Origin of the sequence: Brevundimonas sp. S1H14 (genome assembly GCF_047716865.1) — a bacterium.
GTDB lineage: Bacteria > Pseudomonadota > Alphaproteobacteria > Caulobacterales > Caulobacteraceae > Brevundimonas > Brevundimonas naejangsanensis.
Genome location: NZ_CP136679.1, coordinates 1985758 through 2003708 on the forward strand (window position 1 = coordinate 1985758; position 17951 = coordinate 2003708).

The window sequence follows — 17951 nt, forward strand, 5'->3', positions numbered from 1 at the left end:
GATTGGACTCTCAGCTTCTTTTTGCGGTGTCGAGGACGCGCTCGGCGGCCCTCAGAATGGGAAGATCGATCAGCTTGCCGTTCAGCAGGGCCGGGCCGCCCTCGGCCGCCTTAAAAATCTCGATGACCTTGTTGGCGTGGTCGACCTGGGCCGGCGTGGGAGTCAGAGCCTCGTGCACGCCCTTGACCTGATCAGGATGGATGCAGGCGCGGCCGGTAAAGCCCATAGCCCGCACCCGGCGGGTGGCGGCGATCAGGCCGTCCGGATCGCGGACATCGAGGAAGGGCACGTCCAGAAGCTGCACCCCCGCCCGCGCGCAGGCTGCGACCAGCCGTCCGCGCGCATAGGCCAGAGCATCCCACTCCATGTCCGAACCGATATCGACCGAATAGTCGGCGCCGCCGAACAGCACCCCCTGAAGTCCCGGCGCGGCGGCGATGTCCCAGGCGTTCTTCAGGCCCTCGGCCGACTCGATCACGACCCAGAGCGGGGCCTGATCCGGCCCCAACTTCTGCGACAGCAAGGCGACCTGATCGGCGCTTTCAGCCTTCGGCAGCATGATCAGCGTCAGGCCTGAAACGCCCTTCAAGGCCTCGACGTCCGCCTCGAACCAGGGCGTCCCCACGCCGTTGATGCGCACCGCCGCCGGGCGCGTAGCGACGAAGGCCGCCGTCGCCGCCCTCGCCTCATCCTTGGACTGTGGCGGGGTGCCGTCTTCCAGGTCGATACAGGTTACGTCGGCGCCTGCCGCCAGCGCCTTTTCAAACCGCTCGGGTCTGGCGCCGGGAACGAAGAGAAGAGAACGGTGGATCATGGAACTCACACTTAATTGTCCGGACAACCTAGGAGGCAGAATTTGTCCGGTCAAACAGTTTCAAACGGCTTCAGACTGAAGGCGGCGGAACAGCGGCGGCGAAGGCGGCGGCGATCTCTTCGCGCGAGGCGATCCAGACATCCGACCGGGTCTTCACATGATCCAGAAAAGCCTTGAAGGCGCCGATGCGACCGGGGCGGCCGATGATCCGCAGATGCAGACCCAGGCTCATGTAGCGAGCCCCCAACTCATTCGCTTCGTCGTACAACTGGTCGAAAGTATCGATGGCGTAGGCCGTCCAGTTCTGGGGCGTCAGCGACGGCGCCAGCCAGAACTTCATGTCGTTGGAATCGATGGCGTAAGGCAGCACAACCATCGGCGACTTCGACCCGTCCGCCATCTCGACCAGATCCCAATAGGGGAAGTCGTCGGAGTAGTCGTCCATATGATAGGCGAACCCCTCCTCCACCAGCAGGCGCCGTGTGATGTCGGTATGGAGATAGCGCGACAGCCAGCCTGACGGACGCTTGCCGGTCGTCTGCACCAGCGAGTCGCGGCCCTTGCGGATATAGTCGCGCTCGGCCTCTTCCTTCATCCAGTACTGGTGCGCCCAACGCCAGCCGTGGCAGCAGACCTCGTCGCCGCGCGCGACAATAGCCTCGGCCAGCCAGGGCGCGCGTTCCAGCGCCAGGGCCGCTGCAGTCCAGGTCGCCTTGACCCCCGCACGGTCCAGTTCACGCAGCACGCGCGGCGCCCCGGCGCGGATGCCGTACTGATAGTTGCTCTCATTGCCGTGGACGCGCATCGCCCGCTTGGGCGAGGCTGACAGTTCATCGACGGGCTCCGGGCCACGGTCGCCGTCAAGAATATTCTGCTCGGCGCCTTCCTCGACATTGACGACGATGGATAGGGCCAGCTTGGCGCCGTTCGGCCAGGTGAAGCCTTCCGGCGCGAGGGCGGGCGTGGCGGGCGGGCGGTTCATTAATGCGGCTCCTCTCCGCCCGAGACGTTGAGGCTCTCGGCGGTGATGTAGGCGGCCTCCTCAGAGCAGAGGAAGGCGACGGCGTTGGCGGTGTCCTGGGTCAGACCGGGGCGCTGCATCGGGATGCGCGCGGCCATCTTCTGCAGATAGTCCTCGACCGAATCCGCCCCGGTAACCTTGGCGAAATACTCGTTCTGCCACGCGCCCAGTCCCGTCGTGACGTGGTTCGGGCAGACGTTGTTGACGGTGATCCCCAGCGGGCCCAGTTCGATGGCGGCCGAGCGCACAAGGCCGACAAGGCCATGCTTTGACGCTGTATAGGCCTGAGCATGAGGAAAGCCGGACTTGGCGGCCTGACTGGCGATGTTGACGATGCGGCCGCCTTTTTTCTGCGCCGCCATTACTCGGGCGGCCGCCTGAAGGCCGAAGAAGGCGCCGGTCAGATTGACGCCGATGACGGCGTTCCAGTCCTCAGGCGCCACCTCAAGCAAGGGCTTCATGATGTAGCCGATGCCGGCGTTATTGACCCAGATATCCAGGCCTCCGTGCGCCGAGATCGCATGGTCGGCCAGGGCCTGAACTTGAACCGGATCACGCACGTCGCAGGCGAAGGTCGAAGCCGCCCCGCCCAACGCGCGCAGATCGCCGGCGATGGCCTCCATCTCCTCGGTAGCCCCGATCATGGCGCCGGGCGTCGCGGCGTCGCGCGAGGCGCCGATATCGGAAATCACCACCGCCGCCCCCTCTGACGCCAGGCGGACGGCGATGGCCTCACCCAGACCGTGACGGCGGCCCGATCCGGTGACGACCGCAACCTTGCCGGTAAAGCGGCCCATCAGAGCCGCTCGGTCAGAACAAAGACGACATCGGCCATGCCCTGGAAGTCGCCGGCGATCTTCTGCATCAGCGGCGTGGCCACGTCCTGGCCGAACGCCTCCATGTCCGCCACGTCGATGATCTCGAAATAGGCATAGGGCGGCGGCGCATCCGAACCGAGAACGGCGGTAGAGCGAAACACCTCGAATCGCTCGATGGACGGAAGGCCCGTCACGGTCGGAATGTCCGTCGATCGCGCCCAGGCTTCATAGTCGGCGACCGACACCCCAGGCTTCAGATTGAAATAGGCGATGATCCGGGTGCCGGCCATCTGCGTCCTCCCCTATCAGGCGGCAGCCTTGCGCCGCCGCGTCAGATAAAGATATAAACATAGACCATTTGCTTGGGAAAGCCCGGAAGCGAGGTTTGCATGACCGCCTCCCCCTCCATCGCCAACGCCGGTCCGGCCCAGACCTATGACGGGCCGCCGGACTATCAGGCCGTCGGACGCCACGCCGTCTTTCCGGAAACGGACCACGACGAGGTCGCGCGGCTGAACTTTCTGGCGCAGATGAATCGGCACCTGTCGACCCGCGTGATGCCGTTCGTGAAGACGGCGTGGGAGCAGCGTGTAGAGCCGAATCTGGTCAAGACATCCGGACAACCGAAGTCGCGCCACGATGTCCGAAAGGCGCTGACCGCCGATCCCATGTTCCAGACCTGGTCCGCCCTTCGTCGCCTGACGATGGAGCAGCGTCAGCAGGCTGGTCGCTGGACTGCCGTGCGTCAGGCCGAAAGCCTGGCCGCCAGGGTCCGTGACCTGACCGAAGGCGATCCTCGGCTGCAACTGGACCCCGACCTGCCGATCCCGCGCTATGTTTCAGCGGTCGATCACCACTGCATGCCCGGCAGCTATCATTCGGAACTGTTCGAGGGCGATGTCAGCGTCGCCGCCAGCTATGATCACGGGATCTTCGCCACCACCGGCGGCATGCTGGGCCGCTATCTGGACGGCGGCGGTCAGGCCGTGGCCGCCTGGATGAAGAAGACCCATCCCGATTTCCAGCCGCGCCGCATCCTCGATATCGGCTGCACCCTGGGGCACAACATCGTGCCGATCGCCCAGGCCTTCCCCCAGGCGGAAGTGATCGCCATCGACGTGGGCGCCCCCATGCTGCGCTATGGGCTGGCGCGGGCCAAGTCGCTGGGCGTCGAGAACATCACCTTCGTTCAGGCTGACGGCTCGGATCTGTCGCGTTGGGGGGACGGCCATTTCGACTGGGTGCAGACAACCATGTTCCTGCACGAACTGTCCTACGCCTCGATGAAGGCGATCTTCGCCGAGAGCCATCGCGTCCTAGCGCCCGGCGGCTTCGTCCTGCACGTCGAACAGCCGCAGTACACGCCGGATATGTCGCTGTTCGAACAGGCGATGCGCGACTGGGACTGCTTCTACAACAACGAGCCCTTCTGGAGCACGCTGCACGAGATCGATCTGGACGGCTGGCTGGTCGAGGCGGGCTTTGCGCGCGATCGCCTGCTGCATGTCGGCGTGACCGCCGTGGTCGACCGTGAGTTGTTCCCCGACGCCGCAGACGACGACAGCGAAGATTTCGGCCGCAAGGCCGCCTGGCACGTCATCGGAGCCCGCAAATGAGCCTGCCTCTCGCCCTCGACGTCGCCTCGGCCAAGCCGGCAGGCAAACGCCCCTATTTCATGGAGCAGGAGGTCGAGCGAGTTCTGGGCATCGCCATGGCGGCGGTGCAGGAACTGGCCGTCGCCCGCCAGCGCATGGACACCCTGGAGCGGATACTGGAAGCCAAGGGCGTGATGACGCGCGACGAAATCAACGCCTTCCGTCCGGACGCCGATCAGGCCGCCGAACGAGGCCTGTGGATGCAGGAATACCTGGTGCGCGTCCTGCGCAACGTCCAACAGGAAGGCGAGGCCATCAAGGCCGACGCCAGGGGCGACATCCGATCCGAGGAAGTGGCCGCAGAGCTTTCGGAAGACGCCTGATGCAGATGCTACGCGCGGCGACCCTGACGACGCCCGACCCTCAGGGCGCCGCCCGCCGCTATGGCGAATGGCTGGGTTATGAAACGGTAGAGACCAGCTTCATCGAGGCTCCTCTGGCCGCCAGTTGGGGCGCGCCCGCCGTCGAAGGAAAACCTCAGGTCGTTTGCAGGCCGGAATCGGGCGCGCCGCTTTTCCTGCGTTTCGTCGAAGGAGAGGCGCCGCAGTCCTACCGCCCCTTGCGTTCCTTCGGCTGGGCGGCGACCGAGATCTGCGTCTCAGACGTTCTTGCCGTGCATGACCGGATGCAGCAGCCGGGCTGTCCGTTCGAAGTGGTCGGGCCGCCGCGCCGTCTGGACGGCATGCCCATGATCCACGCCATGCAGGTGCGCGGCCCGGATGGCGAGATCGTCTATCTGACGCAGATCGAGGACGACCCGCCGGGGATGCGCCTGCCGCGTGCGCGCAGCCTGATCGACCGGATCTTCATCATGGTCCTGGCCTGCTCGGACCTGGAAGCCTCCAAGAGCTGGATCGAAGCCGTCCTTGGCGCGAAGACGACGCCCACGATGACGATCACCTACACCATGCTGGCCAAGGCTTTTGACTTGCCGGTCGAGCGCAAGCACCCGATCGCTATGGCCCTGCATGACAGCGACGGCTTCCTGGAGTTGGATCAATACCCGGAAGCCGCCGTTCAGCGACCGCGTGGCCAGGGCAAGCTGTTTCCCGGCGTGGCCATGACCACCTTCGTCCATCCCGACCTGAAGGCCGTGGGTGCGCCGTGGTTTTGCGCCCCGAGCGTGCGTGAAGGCGCGATCTACGAAGGCAAGGCTGTCGGGACCGTGGTCGGCCCCGACGAAACCCTGATCGAGTTGGTTCAGGCCTGATCGAACCGGCGATAACGCCCCATCAGCAGCAGCAGCAGCACCGCCGAGATCAGCAGCAGCACCGCCGAGACGTGTAGAGGCCCCGCATAGGAACCGCTCTTGTCGAAGCCTGCGCCGAACACCACCGGCCCGAACCCGGCGCCCAGGGCGAAGAAGCCATAGAGGGCGCCATAGATGCCGCCATAGCCCTTCATTCCGAAATAGCGCGCGACCAGGAAGGCCATCAGGTCGTATTCCAGACCCGCCGCAAAACCGATGACGAAGATCGACAGCGCCGTCACCGTCACATCCGTTCCGCCCGCCGCCAGGTGCCAATAGGCCAGGGCGGGAATAGCCAGGAAGATAAAGGCCACGCCCGGCGCCCAGAAGCGGTCGATCAGCCAGCCGCCCAGGATACGCCCGATGATCACCGACAGGCCGATCAGCGAGGCCAGCCAGACGATGTCCGAGGCGCCGAAACCGGCCTGCCCCAGGATTTTCTCCATGTTCGGGATCGAGCCGCCGACGGCGAAGCTGACCAGCAGGAAGGCTGCGCCCAGCAGCCAGAAGCGCCATTCACGCAGGGTCTGGCCGAACGTCAGCCCCGGCGTGCTCTCGGACAAGGCCGCCTGACGAGCGCGCCGCTCGGCGACGCTTTCACCGGCGGCGGCGCCCTTGTCCTTGAACCAGAAATAACCGATCGGCAGCGCCAGGATCAGAGGCAGCGCGCCGATCGCCACATAGGCGCCGCGCCAACCGAACTCAGCCACCAGCCAGGCCGTCAGCGGCTTGACCAGGAAGCCGAACAGGCCGGTTCCCAACAACGCCACGCCCAGGGCCAGGCCCTTGCGCGCCTCGAACCAGTTATTGACGGCCCGCGTCCAGGTGATGGGCAGCGTCCCCGCCCCCGCCACGGCCATGACGGCCCAGGTGGCGTAGTAGAGGACCAGCGAGCCGTTCGACAGGGCGAAACCCATGAAGCTGAAGCCGAACAGCACGACCGAGATCAGCGCCACCAGTCGAACGCCGAACCGGTCCGCCAGCATCCCGACCACAGGCGCCGCCAGCAATACCGTCAAGGTCATGACCGTCAGCCCGGCCATGATCTGTCCGAAGCCCCAGCCAAAGGCCTGGGCCAGGTGGGGCGCCAGCGCGCCGGTCGTATAAAGGGGGACGGGCGACAGCCCCAATCCGATCCCCAGCATGGCGGCGACCACTACTGGCCACCCCTGGCGGAATTCGCCGTATCCGCTCGCCTTCTCGTTCATTTCGCCTCTTCCCTGTTTTTCTTTCGGCTTCTGCTTTGTCCGACGGGCGCTTCTAGACGGCGCCCTTGTCGACAAGTTTCTGGATCACCTTGCGTTGACGCTCGGCGTAGAATGGAGGCGTCGGCGTGATCGGCGCGCCTCCATCGTCCAGCAGGCTGTTGCGCGGCTGAATGTCGAAGCCTTCATAGGCCTCTCGCCATAATTCCATCGGCTGACGCGACAGGATGTTCGCCATGCCGGGACGACGACGGTAACGGCGCAGCCCTGCGATATCGATTTCGGCGTAGCCCGTCATGCTCTCGCCATAGCCCGCCTCGGCCAGCACCAGACCACGATAGTCGATGACCTTGGAACTGCCGTCGGTCGAGGCGCGCGGGATGGAAATGCCGTCGATGCCGGCGCTGTTGGCCGACACCACATAGGCCAGATTCTCGATCGCCCGCGCCTGTTTGGCGATGTTCTTGGGGCTGGGTATCGGCGAAGCCGCCTCGCTGGTCGGATGAATGATCACCTCGGCCCCGCGAAGAGCCAGGGCGCGCGCGATTTCGGGATACAGGATCTCTTCCGACGAAATGGCCGCCAGCCGCCCGATCTCGGTATCGGCGACCGGGAAGAGGGCGTCCTTGCCGTAGACCTCCACATAGCGGTCGTAGACGTCATAGGGGCTGGGCGCGAACATCGACACCAGACGCCGGTTGCGCAGCACCGTCTCGCCCGAGGGCGCGACGACGAACGAGGTCTGGAAATAGAGGCCGGGGAAATGCGGATCGCGCTCATAGGCGTTGCCGCCGATGAAGACGTCGGCCTCAGCCGCGATCCGGCCCAGGGCCTGATACTCCGAGCCGTCGATTTCCAGCGCCGCCTTTTCCGCCCAGAGCGCCGCCGGCTCGCCCATCGGGAAACCCGTCAGAAAATATTCCGGCAGAACCACCAGCCGCACATCGGCGCCGATAAACCGTTTGGAGCCCAGAATCTGCATCCGGATGCGCTCCAGAGAGCGGACCATGCGTTCGCGCGCTGTCTCGATCGTCTGATCCGCGTTCACGGCGTCGCAGACCGTCTGCAGGGCCAGGGCGATGTAGGGTTCGGGAATTGACATAGAAGTTTCAGACCAATCTGTCATATTGATATAATTAAGGGCGCGTCATGCGACGCCATGATCCTTTCAACCGCAAGAAAGCTTCACGATGACCGGCGACGCCTGGCCCTTCCCCTCTACGCCCCAGTTGGATGAGAGCCTGCCGACGCCGCTTTATCACCAGATCTATCTGGTGCTGCGCGAGCAGATCCGGTCGGGCGCCATTCCCGCCAACGCCCTGCTGCCTGGCGAGCAGCACATGGCCAAGATTTTCAACGTGTCTCGGATCACGGTGAAGCGCGCCCTGAACGAACTGGCCGCCGATGGCCTGCTGAACCGCCATCGCGGCCGGGGCACCATCGTCACCAACGCTGCAGCCGTGCCGGTGGTGAAGGGCTCGTTCGACAATCTGCTGGAAAGCCTGCGGATCATGGGACTGGAGACGGAGATCGAGGTGCTGGACGTCACCGACATGCCCGCCGACGCCCTGACGGCGGATGCCCTGGAGGTGCCTGTCGGGACGCGACTGCAGCGCGCCGTGCGGCGTCGCAAGCTGCAGGGAGAGCCTTTCTCGCACCTGGTGACGCACATTCCCGGCGAGATCGCCGACCGTTTCTCGGTCAGGGACATGGCCACGACCTCTCTGCTGGTTCTGCTGGAACGCAGCGGGGCGGCGGTGTTTGATGCGGAGCAGTCGATTACGGCGGTTGCTGCTGAGCCACAGGTGGCTTCCGCTCTGGGCGTGGCTCTGGGCGCGCCGCTGCTGAAGGTCGAGCGTGTCATGCGCGACGTGAACGGACGGCCGGTGCAGCTCATCCACTCCCACTATCGCTCTGACCGCTTTCAATATCACGTCAAGACCCACCGCAGAAAACCCCCCGCCGCCAATGAGGGCGGGAAAGCCGATAACTGACCCTTGCAATCCTGACACAGTTCAAATGATATAGGAATATGTCATTTGAAGGCGCAGCCATGAGCCGTATTCCCGAGGCCCAGAAGCCTTTTCCGCACCCAGCGACCGTCCTTGCCATCCGCAACCCAAGGACCGGCCATCGCGACGAAGTCATCCGTCAGGCTTCGTCCGAAGACGTACGAAAGATCGCTGAACGGCTGAGAGAAGGTCAGATTTCATGGGCGAAACTGGACTTTCCGGCCCGCCTTGAAACGCTCTCCCGTTTCGCCGAGGAACTGGCGCTGCGCCGCCCCGCCCTGACTCAGGCGCTTGAGGCTGACACTGGCCGACGTCGGATCGCGGGAATAGAGGCCGGCGTCATCGACGGCATGCTGGCGGGTGTACGCCACGCCGCTCAATCATTCGGACAAATGGAATGGCGACACGGCCTCGCCGCGCCGCATATCCGGCATACCAGCCAGTGGACGCCTTACGGCCTCGTCGGCGTCATCAGTCCCTGGAACTTCCCGTTCCTGCTGTCGATGATCGACGCCCTGCCCGCGCTCGCCGCGGGATGCGCCGTTTTGGTCAAGCCTTCTGAAGTAACGCCGCGCTTCGTCGGCCCGGTGATGGAAGCCGTCGCCGCGACGCCCGGCCTTGGCGAGGTGTTCGGCTTTGTTCTGGGCGGCGGCGAAACCGGTCAGGCCCTGGCGGCTCAGGTCGACTGCGTCTGCTTCACCGGTTCGGTGTCCACCGGCCGAAAGGTGGCCGTCCAGGCCGCTCAGCGCTTGATCCCAGCCTTTCTGGAGCTCGGCGGAAAAGATCCGATGATCGTCCTGGAGGGCTCAGATCTGGACGCCGCGACCGACGCGGCCCTGCGCGGCTGCGTCCTGTCCACCGGCCAGGCCTGCCAGTCCATCGAGCGCCTCTATGTGGCGCGAACCATCTACGACGGTTTTCTGGAGCACCTGGTCGCCAAAGCCGCCGCAGTACGGCTGAACCATCCGGACATCACGAGCGGCGACATCGGCCCGCTCATCTTCGAAAAGCAGGGCGCCGTGCTCCAGGCGCAAATCGACGACGCCAAGGCCAAGGGCGCCCGCGTCCTGACCGGCGGAACTGTCGAGACTCTCGGAGGCGGCCTATGGCTGCGTCCGACCGTCATCGCCGACGTCGATCACACAATGGACGTGATGCTTGAAGAAACGTTCGGGCCCCTTTTGCCTGTTATGGCGTTCGACGACGAGGACGACGCCGTGCACCTGGCAAACGACAGCGATTACGGCCTTTCCGGCGCCGTCTTCGCTCCTGATCTGGATAAGGCCGAAGAGATCGGGCGGCGCCTAGAAGTCGGCGCGATCAGCCTGAACGACGCCGCCCTGACCGCCCTTTTCCACGAAGCAGGCAAACAGAGCTTCAAAGCTTCCGGCCTCGGCCCGTCGCGCATGGGCGCCGACGGCCTCGGACGATTTCTGAGACGCAAGGCCCTGATCGCCAACACGGCCCGCCCGGCGCCGCTGGCGGCCTTTCGTGAGGAGCCGGACCGCTAGGATCTATGCTCTTGGGCAAGTCAGCGGCGGCATTGTCCGTCAGAGCAGCGCCGTCTAGCGGCCTGTCGACGGCTCGACCTTGGTGTCTACGGGCTGATCGAGGTCGATGCCCGCCAGATCATAGCCGCGACGGAAATCCATGATGTGACGCTCCATCCAGTCGCGCGCAGCGACGGCGTCGCGCTGGCGTAGCGCGCGCAGGATTTCCCGATGCGCCTCTAAGACGCGCGCGGGCGACAGGTCCGCCGTCCGAGGGTGGCGAAACAGTTTTTCCAGCGACGGATAGAACAACAGCGACACCGGCTCGCGCGACATCAGCAGCACCCGATTGCAGGCGGCCTCAGCGATCAGGGCGTGAAACTCAACGTCAAGGGCGATGATGGAGCGGCCCTCGGAAAGCGCAGTGTCCATAGCGGCGACATTGGCTTCCAGCCTTTCGATGACCGCCGCGTCGATCAAAGGCGCCGCCATTTCGACCGCCCAGACCTCCAGCCTCAACGCCACCTCCCACAACTCGCGGAAGGTCACGCCCTGCATCAGCAAGGCGCGCGAACCGCGCGGCGCCAGGTCTTCATGATGAGGCAAAACGGCGTGCAGGCGCCGTCCCGCTTCTCGCCGAACAAGGCCGCTCTGTTCCAGGGCGCGCATCCCTTCGCGAACCGTATGCCGCGTTACGCCGAACTGTCCAGCCAGTTCCGTTTCCGTCGGCAGGGGCGAGCCCATGGGAATCCGGCCGCTGAGAATTTCCTCCTCCAACGCCCGGTGAACCGCCTCATACGCCTTTGGGATCGTCAGGCGCTTCAGGTGATTTGCCATCTAGACTCTCTTTGTCCAACAATCCAACAATAGTTATCAGGCATCGACTGGTCCGCCAATGCGGGAGGATTGTTCGTGCCGGACCGCCATGACCGCAGCCTTGGAGCCCTGAACGCATGAGCCATCCCCTGATTGTCCGTCGCGACCTGGATTTCATGCTGCACGACTGGCTGAAGATGGAGACGCTGTTCCAGGCGCCCGCCTTCGCCGATCACGGCCGCGAGAGCGTCGACGCGGTGCTGGACCTGTCGGAAAACCTCGCCGTCGATCTGTTCCTGTCTCACTACAAGGCGGCCGATGCGGCTGAGCCTCGGCTGGAGGATGGGCGGGTGATCACCCTGCCCGCGATCAGGACCGCTCTGGAGCAATACGCCGAGCTTGGCCTGTTCTCGGCGGGCTTCGGCGAGGAACTGGGCGGACTGGGCCTGCCCTATCTGGCCTGTTCGGCGTCGTTCGCCTTATTCGCCGCCGCCAATATCGCCACGGCGGCCTATCCGATGCTGACGACAGCCAACGCTCGCCTGATCGCCGAGTTCGGCACGCCAGCTCAGACCGAGACCTTCGCCCTGCCCCAGATCACGGGCCGGTGGTTCGGCACCATGTGCCTGTCGGAGCCGCAGGCCGGCTCGAACCTGGCGGACGTGCGCACGCGCGCCGTGGCCGACGGCGAAGACGAGTTGGGCTCCCGCTATCGGCTGTCGGGCAACAAGATGTGGATTTCGGGCGGCGATCAGGACATCAGCGACAACATCGTCCATCTGGTGCTGGCCAAGATCCCGCTGGACGACGGCGCCCTGCCGGACGGCACCAAGGGGCTGTCGCTGTTCATCGTGCCCAAGGTTCTGCCGGACGGTCAGCGCAACGACATCAACGTGGCAGGCCTGAATCACAAGATGGGCTATCGCGGCACGGCCAATTGCCTGCTCAACTTCGGCGAGGGTGAAGGCGCTATCGGCTGGCGCATCGGCGAGCCGGGGCGCGGCCTGCAACAGATGTTCCTGATGATGAACGAGGCGCGCATCGGCGTCGGTCTGGGCGCCGCCGCCCTGGGCTATCGCGGCTATCGCCATGCGCTCGCCTATGCGCAGGAGCGCGTGCAGGGACAGCGCCCGGGTCAAGCCGGTTCGGTCGCCATCATCGAACACCCCGACGTTCGCCACATGCTGCTGACGCAGAAGGCCTATGCCGAGGGCGCGCTGGCGCTGTGCCTCTATTGCGCCAAGCTGGTCGACCAGCCAGACGATCCTGACGCCGCCGCCCTGCTGGGCCTGCTGACTCCGGTGGCCAAGACCTGGCCGTCGGAATACGGCCTGGCCGCCAACGACATCGCCATCCAGATTCATGGCGGCTATGGCTACACGCGCGATTTCGATGTGGAGCAGCTCTATCGCGACAACCGCCTGAACCCGATCCACGAGGGCACGACCGGCATCCAGGGTCTCGACCTGCTGGGCCGCAAGCTGTTGCGCGCGGACGGAGCCGGGCTTGCGGTGCTGGAACGCCGTCTAGGCGAAACCTGCGGTCAGGCGGCGCAGAGCGCCGATCTGGCCTACGCCGCCGACACCCTGCGCGCCGCCTGGCAAGACATCCTGCGCGCTCTTCGGGCGATCCAGAACCTGCCCGAAGCAACCCGGATGGACAATGCGACCGCCTTCCTGCGCGCGTTCGGCCATGTGGTCACGGCCTGGCTGTGGCTGGATCAGGCTAGGGCGGCCAGCCAGGCGCCCGCCGACGCCTTCCACGCCGGCAAGGTGACCGCCTGCCGCTATTTCTTCGAGTTCGAGCTTCCCAAGGTCGGGCCGTGGCTGGCCGCTGCCGTGTCAGCCAGCGACCTGACCGGCGCCATGCGCAACGACAGCTTCTGATCCCTCCTCCCCTCCTGCATCCTATCGAGATCGACCATGTCCGACGTCTTCATCGTCTCCGCTGTCCGCACCGCCATCGGCGCCTTCGGCGGCTCGCTCAAGAACCACGCCCCGACCGAACTGGGTGCGCTTGTGACGCGCGAGGCCATTGCGCGCTCGGGGCTCAATGCTGAACAGGTCGGCCATGTCGTCTTCGGCCAGGTGATCCCGACTGAGCCGAAAGACGCCTATCTGGCGCGTGTCGCTGCGGTGAACGGCGGCGTTCCGCACGCGACGCCCGCCATGACGGTGAACCGGCTGTGCGGCTCGGGCCTGCAGGCCATCGTCTCGGCGGCGCAGGCGATCCGGTTGGGCGATTGCCAGGTCGCGATCGGCGGCGGCGCCGAGGTCATGAGCCGCGCGCCCTTCCTGTCAACCGGCATGCGCTGGGGCCGCAAGATGGGCGATGAAGTCCTGATCGACGCGCTGAACGGCGCTCTGACCGATCCGTTCGGCGACATCCTGATGGGAGTCACGGCCGAAAACGTCGCCGAGCGTTACGGAATCAGCCGCGAGGACCAGGACCAACTCGCCGCGACCAGCCAGGCCCGCGCCGCCCACGCCATCGCCGAGGGCCGCTTCACCAGCCAGATCCTGCCCGTCCAGATCAAGGTGCGCGGCAAGCCTGCGGAATTCGCCGTCGACGAGCACGGCCGCGAAACCACGGTGGAAGATCTGGCCAAGCTGCGCCCCATCTTCCGCGCCGAGAACGGCACGGTCACGGCAGGCAACGCCTCGGGTATCAACGACGGCGCGGCCGCCGTCGTCCTGGCTGACGAGGCCACGGTCAAGGCGCAGGGGCTCAAGCCGATGGCCCGTCTGGTCGCCTATGCGCACCAGGGCGTCGATCCGGCCTATATGGGCATCGGCCCCGTGCCCGCGACCCGTACAGTTCTTGAGCGCGCCGGGCTGAGCGTCGCCGACCTGGACGTGATCGAGGCCAATGAGGCTTTCGCGGCCCAGGCCTGCGCCGTCAGCCGCGAACTGGGCTTCGACCCGGCGAAGGTCAATCCGAACGGCAGCGGCATCTCGCTCGGCCACCCGGTCGGCGCCACCGGCGCCATCATTACCACCAAGCTGCTGCATGAACTGGAGCGAGTCGGCGGCCGCTACGGCCTGGCGACCATGTGCATCGGCGGCGGCCAGGGCATCGCCGCCATCTTTGAACGGGTCTGATCAGCAGTTTCAAAGGGGACGGATGAACTCCATCCCCTTCGCCTGACCTTAAAGAACTTCGAACAGTCCCGCCGCGCCCATGCCGCCGCCCACGCACATGGTGACGACGACATAGCGGCCGCTGCGACGGCGGGCTTCGATCAGGGCGTGGCCGGTCATGCGGGCGCCGCTCATGCCGTAAGGGTGGCCGATGGAGATGGCGCCGCCGTTGACGTTCAGCCGCTCGTCCGGAATGCCGAGCTGATCGCGGCAATAGAGCACCTGAACCGCAAAGGCTTCGTTCAGCTCCCACAGGTCGATGTCGCTGACCTTGAGGTTGAAACGCTCCAGCAGGCGCGGCACGGCCACGACCGGGCCGATGCCCATCTCGTCCGGCGCGACGCCCGCTACAGCCATGCCGACATAGCGGCCCAGCGGTTGCAGGCCCCGGCGCTCGGCTTCCTTCGCTTCCATCAACACGCAGGCCGAGGCGCCGTCCGACAGTTGGCTGGCGTTGCCCGCCGTCACCGTGCCGTCAGGGAAGACGGTGCGCAGGGCGGCCAGCCCCTCGGCCGTGGTGTCGGCGCGGGCGCCCTCGTCCTGTTGCAGGGCGACGTCGCGCCAACTGACCTCGCCGGTCTGTTTGTCGACGACCTTCATGCGCGAGGCTAGAGGCACGATCTCATCGTTGAAACGACCCGCCGCCTGCGCCGTCGCCGTGCGCTGCTGAGACTGCAGGGCATAGGCGTCGCACGCCTCGCGCCCGATTCCATAACGCCGCGCCACCGTCTCGGCGGTGTCCAGCATGGACATATAGGCGTCCGGCTGATGCTGCAGGACCAGAGGGTCCGGCTCGATGCGGAGCTGTTCGGTCTGGACCATCGAGATGGACTCCACCCCGCCCGCCACCGCGATCTGCATCTGGTCGACGATGATCTGCTTGGCCGCAGTGGCGATGGTCATCAGGCCCGAAGAGCACTGGCGATCCATCGTCATGCCCGCGACCGAGACGGGGAAACCGGCCGCCAGGGCCGCGTTGCGGCCGATCGTCTGCTGCACGCCCTGCGGCAGGGAGCAGCCGATGATGCAATCCTCGATCTCGGCCGGATCGACGCCTGCCCGCTGAACGGCATGGCTCAGGGCGTGGGCGGCCAGAGTCGGAGACGGCGTAGCGTTGAAGGCGCCGCGATAGGCCCGCCCGATCGGGGTGCGGGCGGTCGAAACGATGACAGCGTCGCGCCTCATGCCGTCACCGGGCCTTCCACGCCCGCCGAGGCCATTTCCTGGGCCGCCTGCTGGAAGCCGAAGGCGGGCACCGCCTCGCCGGCGCGGTCGCTCGCCTCGCCCCAGCGCGCGATCAGCTGTTCGCCGGCGTCCTCGGCCCCGCCGATGCGCACGCCCTGCGTCAGGGTGATGTTGGACGTGGCGAAGTGGCCGGCGCCCGCGCACAGGATGGCGCGCGTCGGGGCGTCCTCGCTGACCAGGGCCAGCAGGCCGGGGCTGACCAGGGCCGGGTCCAGCGCCTTCAGCACCTCTTCGGACAGGATGCCCGCCGTCATCTGCGTCGCCGCCGTCGGGGCCAGGGCGTTGACCTTGATGTCATATTTGGCGCCTTCGATGGCCAGGGTCTGCATCAGCCCGACCTGGGCCAGCTTGGCCGCGCCGTAGTTGGCCTGGCCGAAGTTGCCGTACAGGCCCGACGAGGAGGTGGTCATGACGATGCGGCCATAGGTCTGGGCGCGCATGATCTCCCACACCGCCTTGGAGCAGATGGCGGCGCCCATCAGGTGCACGTCCACCACCAGTCGGAAGTCGTCCATCGTCATCTTGGCGAAGCTCTTGTCGCGCAGGATGCCGGCGTTGTTGACCAGGATGTCGATCCGGCCCCAGGCCTGCATCGCCGCATCGACCATCGCCTGGACCGCGTCCACATCGGTCACCGACCCGGCCGCCGCCATCGCCTGACCGCCCGCCGCCACAATCTCGTCGACCACGCCCTGCGCCGCCGCCTCGGCCAGATCATTGACCACGACCCGCGCGCCCTGCGAGGCCAGATACAGAGCGTGACAGCGGCCCAGACCCCCGCCCGAACCCGTCACGATCGCCACTCGGTCCTTCAGCAACATCCCTGCAAACTCCTGTCTCGAAACCAATAGAAACCGATCACCGTGCGCCGTATTCAGCGCGCAGCTTCAGCTTGTCGATCTTGCCGGTAGCGGCCAGCGGCATCCGCTCCAGCCGATAGACGGCGTCGGGGATCCACCATGACGCCACCCGCCCCTTCAGCGGCTCCAGCAGAGCCTCGTCGTCTTCAGGCGCTTCGGCCGAAACCTCCACCAACAGGATCGGACGCTCGCCCCATTTGGGGTCACTTTTGCCGATGACCGCCGCCAGCGCCACCCCCGGCAGGGCGCCGACGACGGCTTCGATCTCGGCCGGGTTGATCCATTCGCCGCCGGACTTGATCAGATCCTTGGCTCGGCCGGTGATGGTCAGGTTGCCCTCTTCGTCCAGTCGCGCCAGGTCGCCGGTGGCGAACCAGCCGTCCGCGTCGACGGCGTCTTGATCCTGACCGAAATAGCGACGCACGACGGCGGCGCCGCGAACCTTCAGATGGCCCTCGAAGCCGCGTTGTTCGGGCAAGGGCTGCCCCGCTTCATCCGTCAGCAACAGGTCGACCCCCACCGCGGGACGCCCCGAGACGCCCGCTGACCGACGCAGTTCCTGCGGCGAGGCGACCGTGCCGGAGGGCGACAGCTCGGTCATGCCCCAACTGGTCTGAACGATGACGCCCAGCCGCTTCTCGATCCGCTCCATCAAGGCTGGAGCCAGCGGCGCGCCGCCCATGATGATCCGTTCCAGCGACGGCAGCTCCAGCCCCGCCGCCTCGACGTGCTCCAGCAGGGACAGCCAGACGGTCGGCACGCCAACGCCCGCCGTGACGCCCTCGGCGATGACCAGACGCGCCAGACTGGCGCCGTCCAGCCGCCGCCCCGGCAGCACCAGCTTGGCCCCGACCGCCGCCGTAGCGAACGGGAGGCCCCAGGCGTTGGCGTGAAACATCGGCACCACGGCCAGCAGGCTGTCGCGACTGGTCACCGCCATGACGTCGGCCTGGAGTACGCGCAGCGTATGCAGGAAGCTGGAACGGTGGGTATAGGTCACGCCCTTGGGCGCCCCGGTCGTGCCCGAGGTGAAGCACAGCCCGCAGGGCGCGGTTTCGGGGAAGTCGCCCCACACGACCGGAGGATACGCCTCGGCCAGCAGCGGCTCCAGCGCGGCGACCTCGGCCCGGCCATGCGGCAGGGCGGAGATCGCCTCGGCCTGATCCAGCACCAGTATGCGCGAAAGCGGCGACAGGTCCGCAACACGGCTGGCCAGATCGATCAGGTCGGGACTGATGAACAGGATTTTCGCCTCGGACTGGGCCAGCATGGCGGCCAGCTGCTCGGCGGTCAGGCGCGGATTCAGCGTGTGGCAGACCGCGCCCATGCCCATGATGGCGAACCAGGCCTCGACATGGCCCTGAGTATTCCAGGCCAAAGTGGCGACCCGATCCCCCTGCCCCACGCCCCAGTGACGCAGAAGCGCGGAAATCTTCAGGCTGCGGCTGCGCAGGGCGGCATAGCCGATGCGCGCAACCGAGCCGTCGTCACGCGCCGTCGCCACCTCGGCGTTCGGCCGCCATTTGGCTGCGTGGTCCAGAAATTTGTCGAGGGTCAGGGGAAAGGACTGAACGTCCCCGTCGTTCATCATCATGGGTTGCGTATCCCTTCGGGCGCGCGTCGGCG

At 66.1% G+C, this 17951-nt stretch carries 17 protein-coding genes; 7 read left to right on the forward strand and 10 right to left on the reverse strand.

The window, feature by feature from the left end:
• Nucleotides 1-10: 10 nt before the first annotated feature.
• The 4 genes from RSD66_RS09680 to RSD66_RS09695 all read right to left on the reverse strand — a co-directional run bounded on the left by RSD66_RS09680 (nucleotide 11) and on the right by RSD66_RS09695 (nucleotide 2943).
• Complete coding sequence (locus tag RSD66_RS09680; protein WP_415287516.1) at nucleotides 11-814, reverse strand: HpcH/HpaI aldolase/citrate lyase family protein; 804 nt, start codon at nucleotides 812-814, stop codon at nucleotides 11-13.
• Nucleotides 815-884: 70 nt separating this feature from the next.
• Nucleotides 885-1796, reverse strand: coding sequence for a polysaccharide deacetylase family protein (locus RSD66_RS09685; protein ID WP_024352615.1), 912 nt, complete (start codon nucleotides 1794-1796; stop codon nucleotides 885-887).
• On the reverse strand, nucleotides 1796-2632 hold the full coding sequence (locus RSD66_RS09690; protein ID WP_415287518.1) for an SDR family NAD(P)-dependent oxidoreductase: 837 nt from the start codon (nucleotides 2630-2632) through the stop codon (nucleotides 1796-1798). Before RSD66_RS09690 ends, RSD66_RS09685 begins: the two co-directional genes overlap by 1 nt.
• Nucleotides 2632-2943, reverse strand: coding sequence for an REDY-like protein HapK (locus RSD66_RS09695; protein ID WP_024352613.1), 312 nt, complete (start codon nucleotides 2941-2943; stop codon nucleotides 2632-2634). Before RSD66_RS09695 ends, RSD66_RS09690 begins: the two co-directional genes overlap by 1 nt.
• Before the next feature lie 99 nt (nucleotides 2944-3042).
• On the opposite strand from RSD66_RS09695, the gene RSD66_RS09700 reads away from it, so the two are divergent.
• The 3 genes from RSD66_RS09700 to RSD66_RS09710 are packed head-to-tail and all read left to right on the forward strand — an operon-like array spanning nucleotide 3043 to nucleotide 5518.
• A complete protein-coding gene (locus RSD66_RS09700; protein ID WP_415287519.1) occupies nucleotides 3043-4269 on the forward strand; it encodes a class I SAM-dependent methyltransferase in 1227 nt (408 codons plus the stop codon).
• Nucleotides 4266-4631 (forward strand): hypothetical protein, encoded by a 366-nt coding sequence (locus RSD66_RS09705; RefSeq protein WP_024352611.1) that lies wholly within the window; start codon nucleotides 4266-4268, stop codon nucleotides 4629-4631. The genes RSD66_RS09700 and RSD66_RS09705 overlap by 4 nt, the downstream gene beginning before the upstream one ends.
• Nucleotides 4631-5518, forward strand: coding sequence for a hypothetical protein (locus tag RSD66_RS09710; protein WP_415287521.1), 888 nt, complete (start codon nucleotides 4631-4633; stop codon nucleotides 5516-5518). Before RSD66_RS09705 ends, RSD66_RS09710 begins: the two co-directional genes overlap by 1 nt.
• Here the strand turns inward: RSD66_RS09710 and RSD66_RS09715 are convergent.
• Both RSD66_RS09715 and RSD66_RS09720 read right to left on the reverse strand, forming a co-directional pair.
• Nucleotides 5509-6765, reverse strand: a complete 1257-nt coding sequence (locus tag RSD66_RS09715) for an MFS transporter (protein WP_415287523.1) — start codon at nucleotides 6763-6765, stop codon at nucleotides 5509-5511. The genes RSD66_RS09710 and RSD66_RS09715 overlap by 10 nt on opposite strands.
• A gap of 52 nt (nucleotides 6766-6817) precedes the next feature.
• Nucleotides 6818-7864, reverse strand: a complete 1047-nt coding sequence (locus tag RSD66_RS09720) for a nitrilase-related carbon-nitrogen hydrolase (RefSeq protein WP_415287524.1) — start codon at nucleotides 7862-7864, stop codon at nucleotides 6818-6820.
• A gap of 88 nt (nucleotides 7865-7952) precedes the next feature.
• Here RSD66_RS09720 and RSD66_RS09725 point away from each other — a divergent pair, with 88 nt between their 5' ends.
• Together RSD66_RS09725 and RSD66_RS09730 are read left to right on the forward strand one after the other, a co-directional pair.
• Nucleotides 7953-8756: a GntR family transcriptional regulator gene (locus tag RSD66_RS09725; protein WP_051130192.1), complete on the forward strand. Its 804-nt coding sequence runs from the start codon at nucleotides 7953-7955 to the stop codon at nucleotides 8754-8756.
• A 59-nt stretch (nucleotides 8757-8815) separates the two neighbouring features.
• Nucleotides 8816-10285 carry an aldehyde dehydrogenase family protein gene (locus RSD66_RS09730; protein ID WP_415287525.1) on the forward strand — a complete coding sequence of 490 codons (1470 nt, stop codon included), beginning with the start codon at nucleotides 8816-8818 and terminating at the stop codon, nucleotides 10283-10285.
• Between the two features lie 54 nt (nucleotides 10286-10339).
• Here the strand turns inward: RSD66_RS09730 and RSD66_RS09735 are convergent, their stop codons facing one another.
• Entirely contained in the window at nucleotides 10340-11101 is a 762-nt protein-coding gene (locus tag RSD66_RS09735; RefSeq protein ID WP_415287526.1) for a FadR/GntR family transcriptional regulator, read from the reverse strand.
• Nucleotides 11102-11217: 116 nt separating this feature from the next.
• Here RSD66_RS09735 and RSD66_RS09740 point away from each other — a divergent pair, with 116 nt between their 5' ends.
• Together RSD66_RS09740 and RSD66_RS09745 are read left to right on the forward strand one after the other, a co-directional pair.
• Complete coding sequence (locus tag RSD66_RS09740) at nucleotides 11218-12966, forward strand: acyl-CoA dehydrogenase (protein WP_415287527.1); 1749 nt, start codon at nucleotides 11218-11220, stop codon at nucleotides 12964-12966.
• 36 nt (nucleotides 12967-13002) lie between these two features.
• Nucleotides 13003-14181 (forward strand): acetyl-CoA C-acyltransferase family protein, encoded by a 1179-nt coding sequence (locus tag RSD66_RS09745; RefSeq protein WP_415287528.1) that lies wholly within the window; start codon nucleotides 13003-13005, stop codon nucleotides 14179-14181.
• Between the two features lie 48 nt (nucleotides 14182-14229).
• Here RSD66_RS09745 and RSD66_RS09750 read toward each other — a convergent pair whose 3' ends face one another.
• Genes RSD66_RS09750 through RSD66_RS09760 form a run of 3 tightly spaced genes read right to left on the reverse strand, consistent with a single transcriptional unit; the run spans nucleotide 14230 to nucleotide 17919 of the window.
• Nucleotides 14230-15405 (reverse strand): acetyl-CoA C-acyltransferase, encoded by a 1176-nt coding sequence (locus RSD66_RS09750; protein WP_415287529.1) that lies wholly within the window; start codon nucleotides 15403-15405, stop codon nucleotides 14230-14232.
• Nucleotides 15402-16286: an SDR family NAD(P)-dependent oxidoreductase gene (locus tag RSD66_RS09755; RefSeq protein ID WP_119413482.1), complete on the reverse strand. Its 885-nt coding sequence runs from the start codon at nucleotides 16284-16286 to the stop codon at nucleotides 15402-15404. Before RSD66_RS09755 ends, RSD66_RS09750 begins: the two co-directional genes overlap by 4 nt.
• Nucleotides 16287-16323: 37 nt before the next feature.
• Entirely contained in the window at nucleotides 16324-17919 is a 1596-nt protein-coding gene (locus tag RSD66_RS09760) for an AMP-binding protein (RefSeq protein ID WP_415287531.1), read from the reverse strand.
• Between the last annotated feature and the right edge of the window lie 32 nt (nucleotides 17920-17951).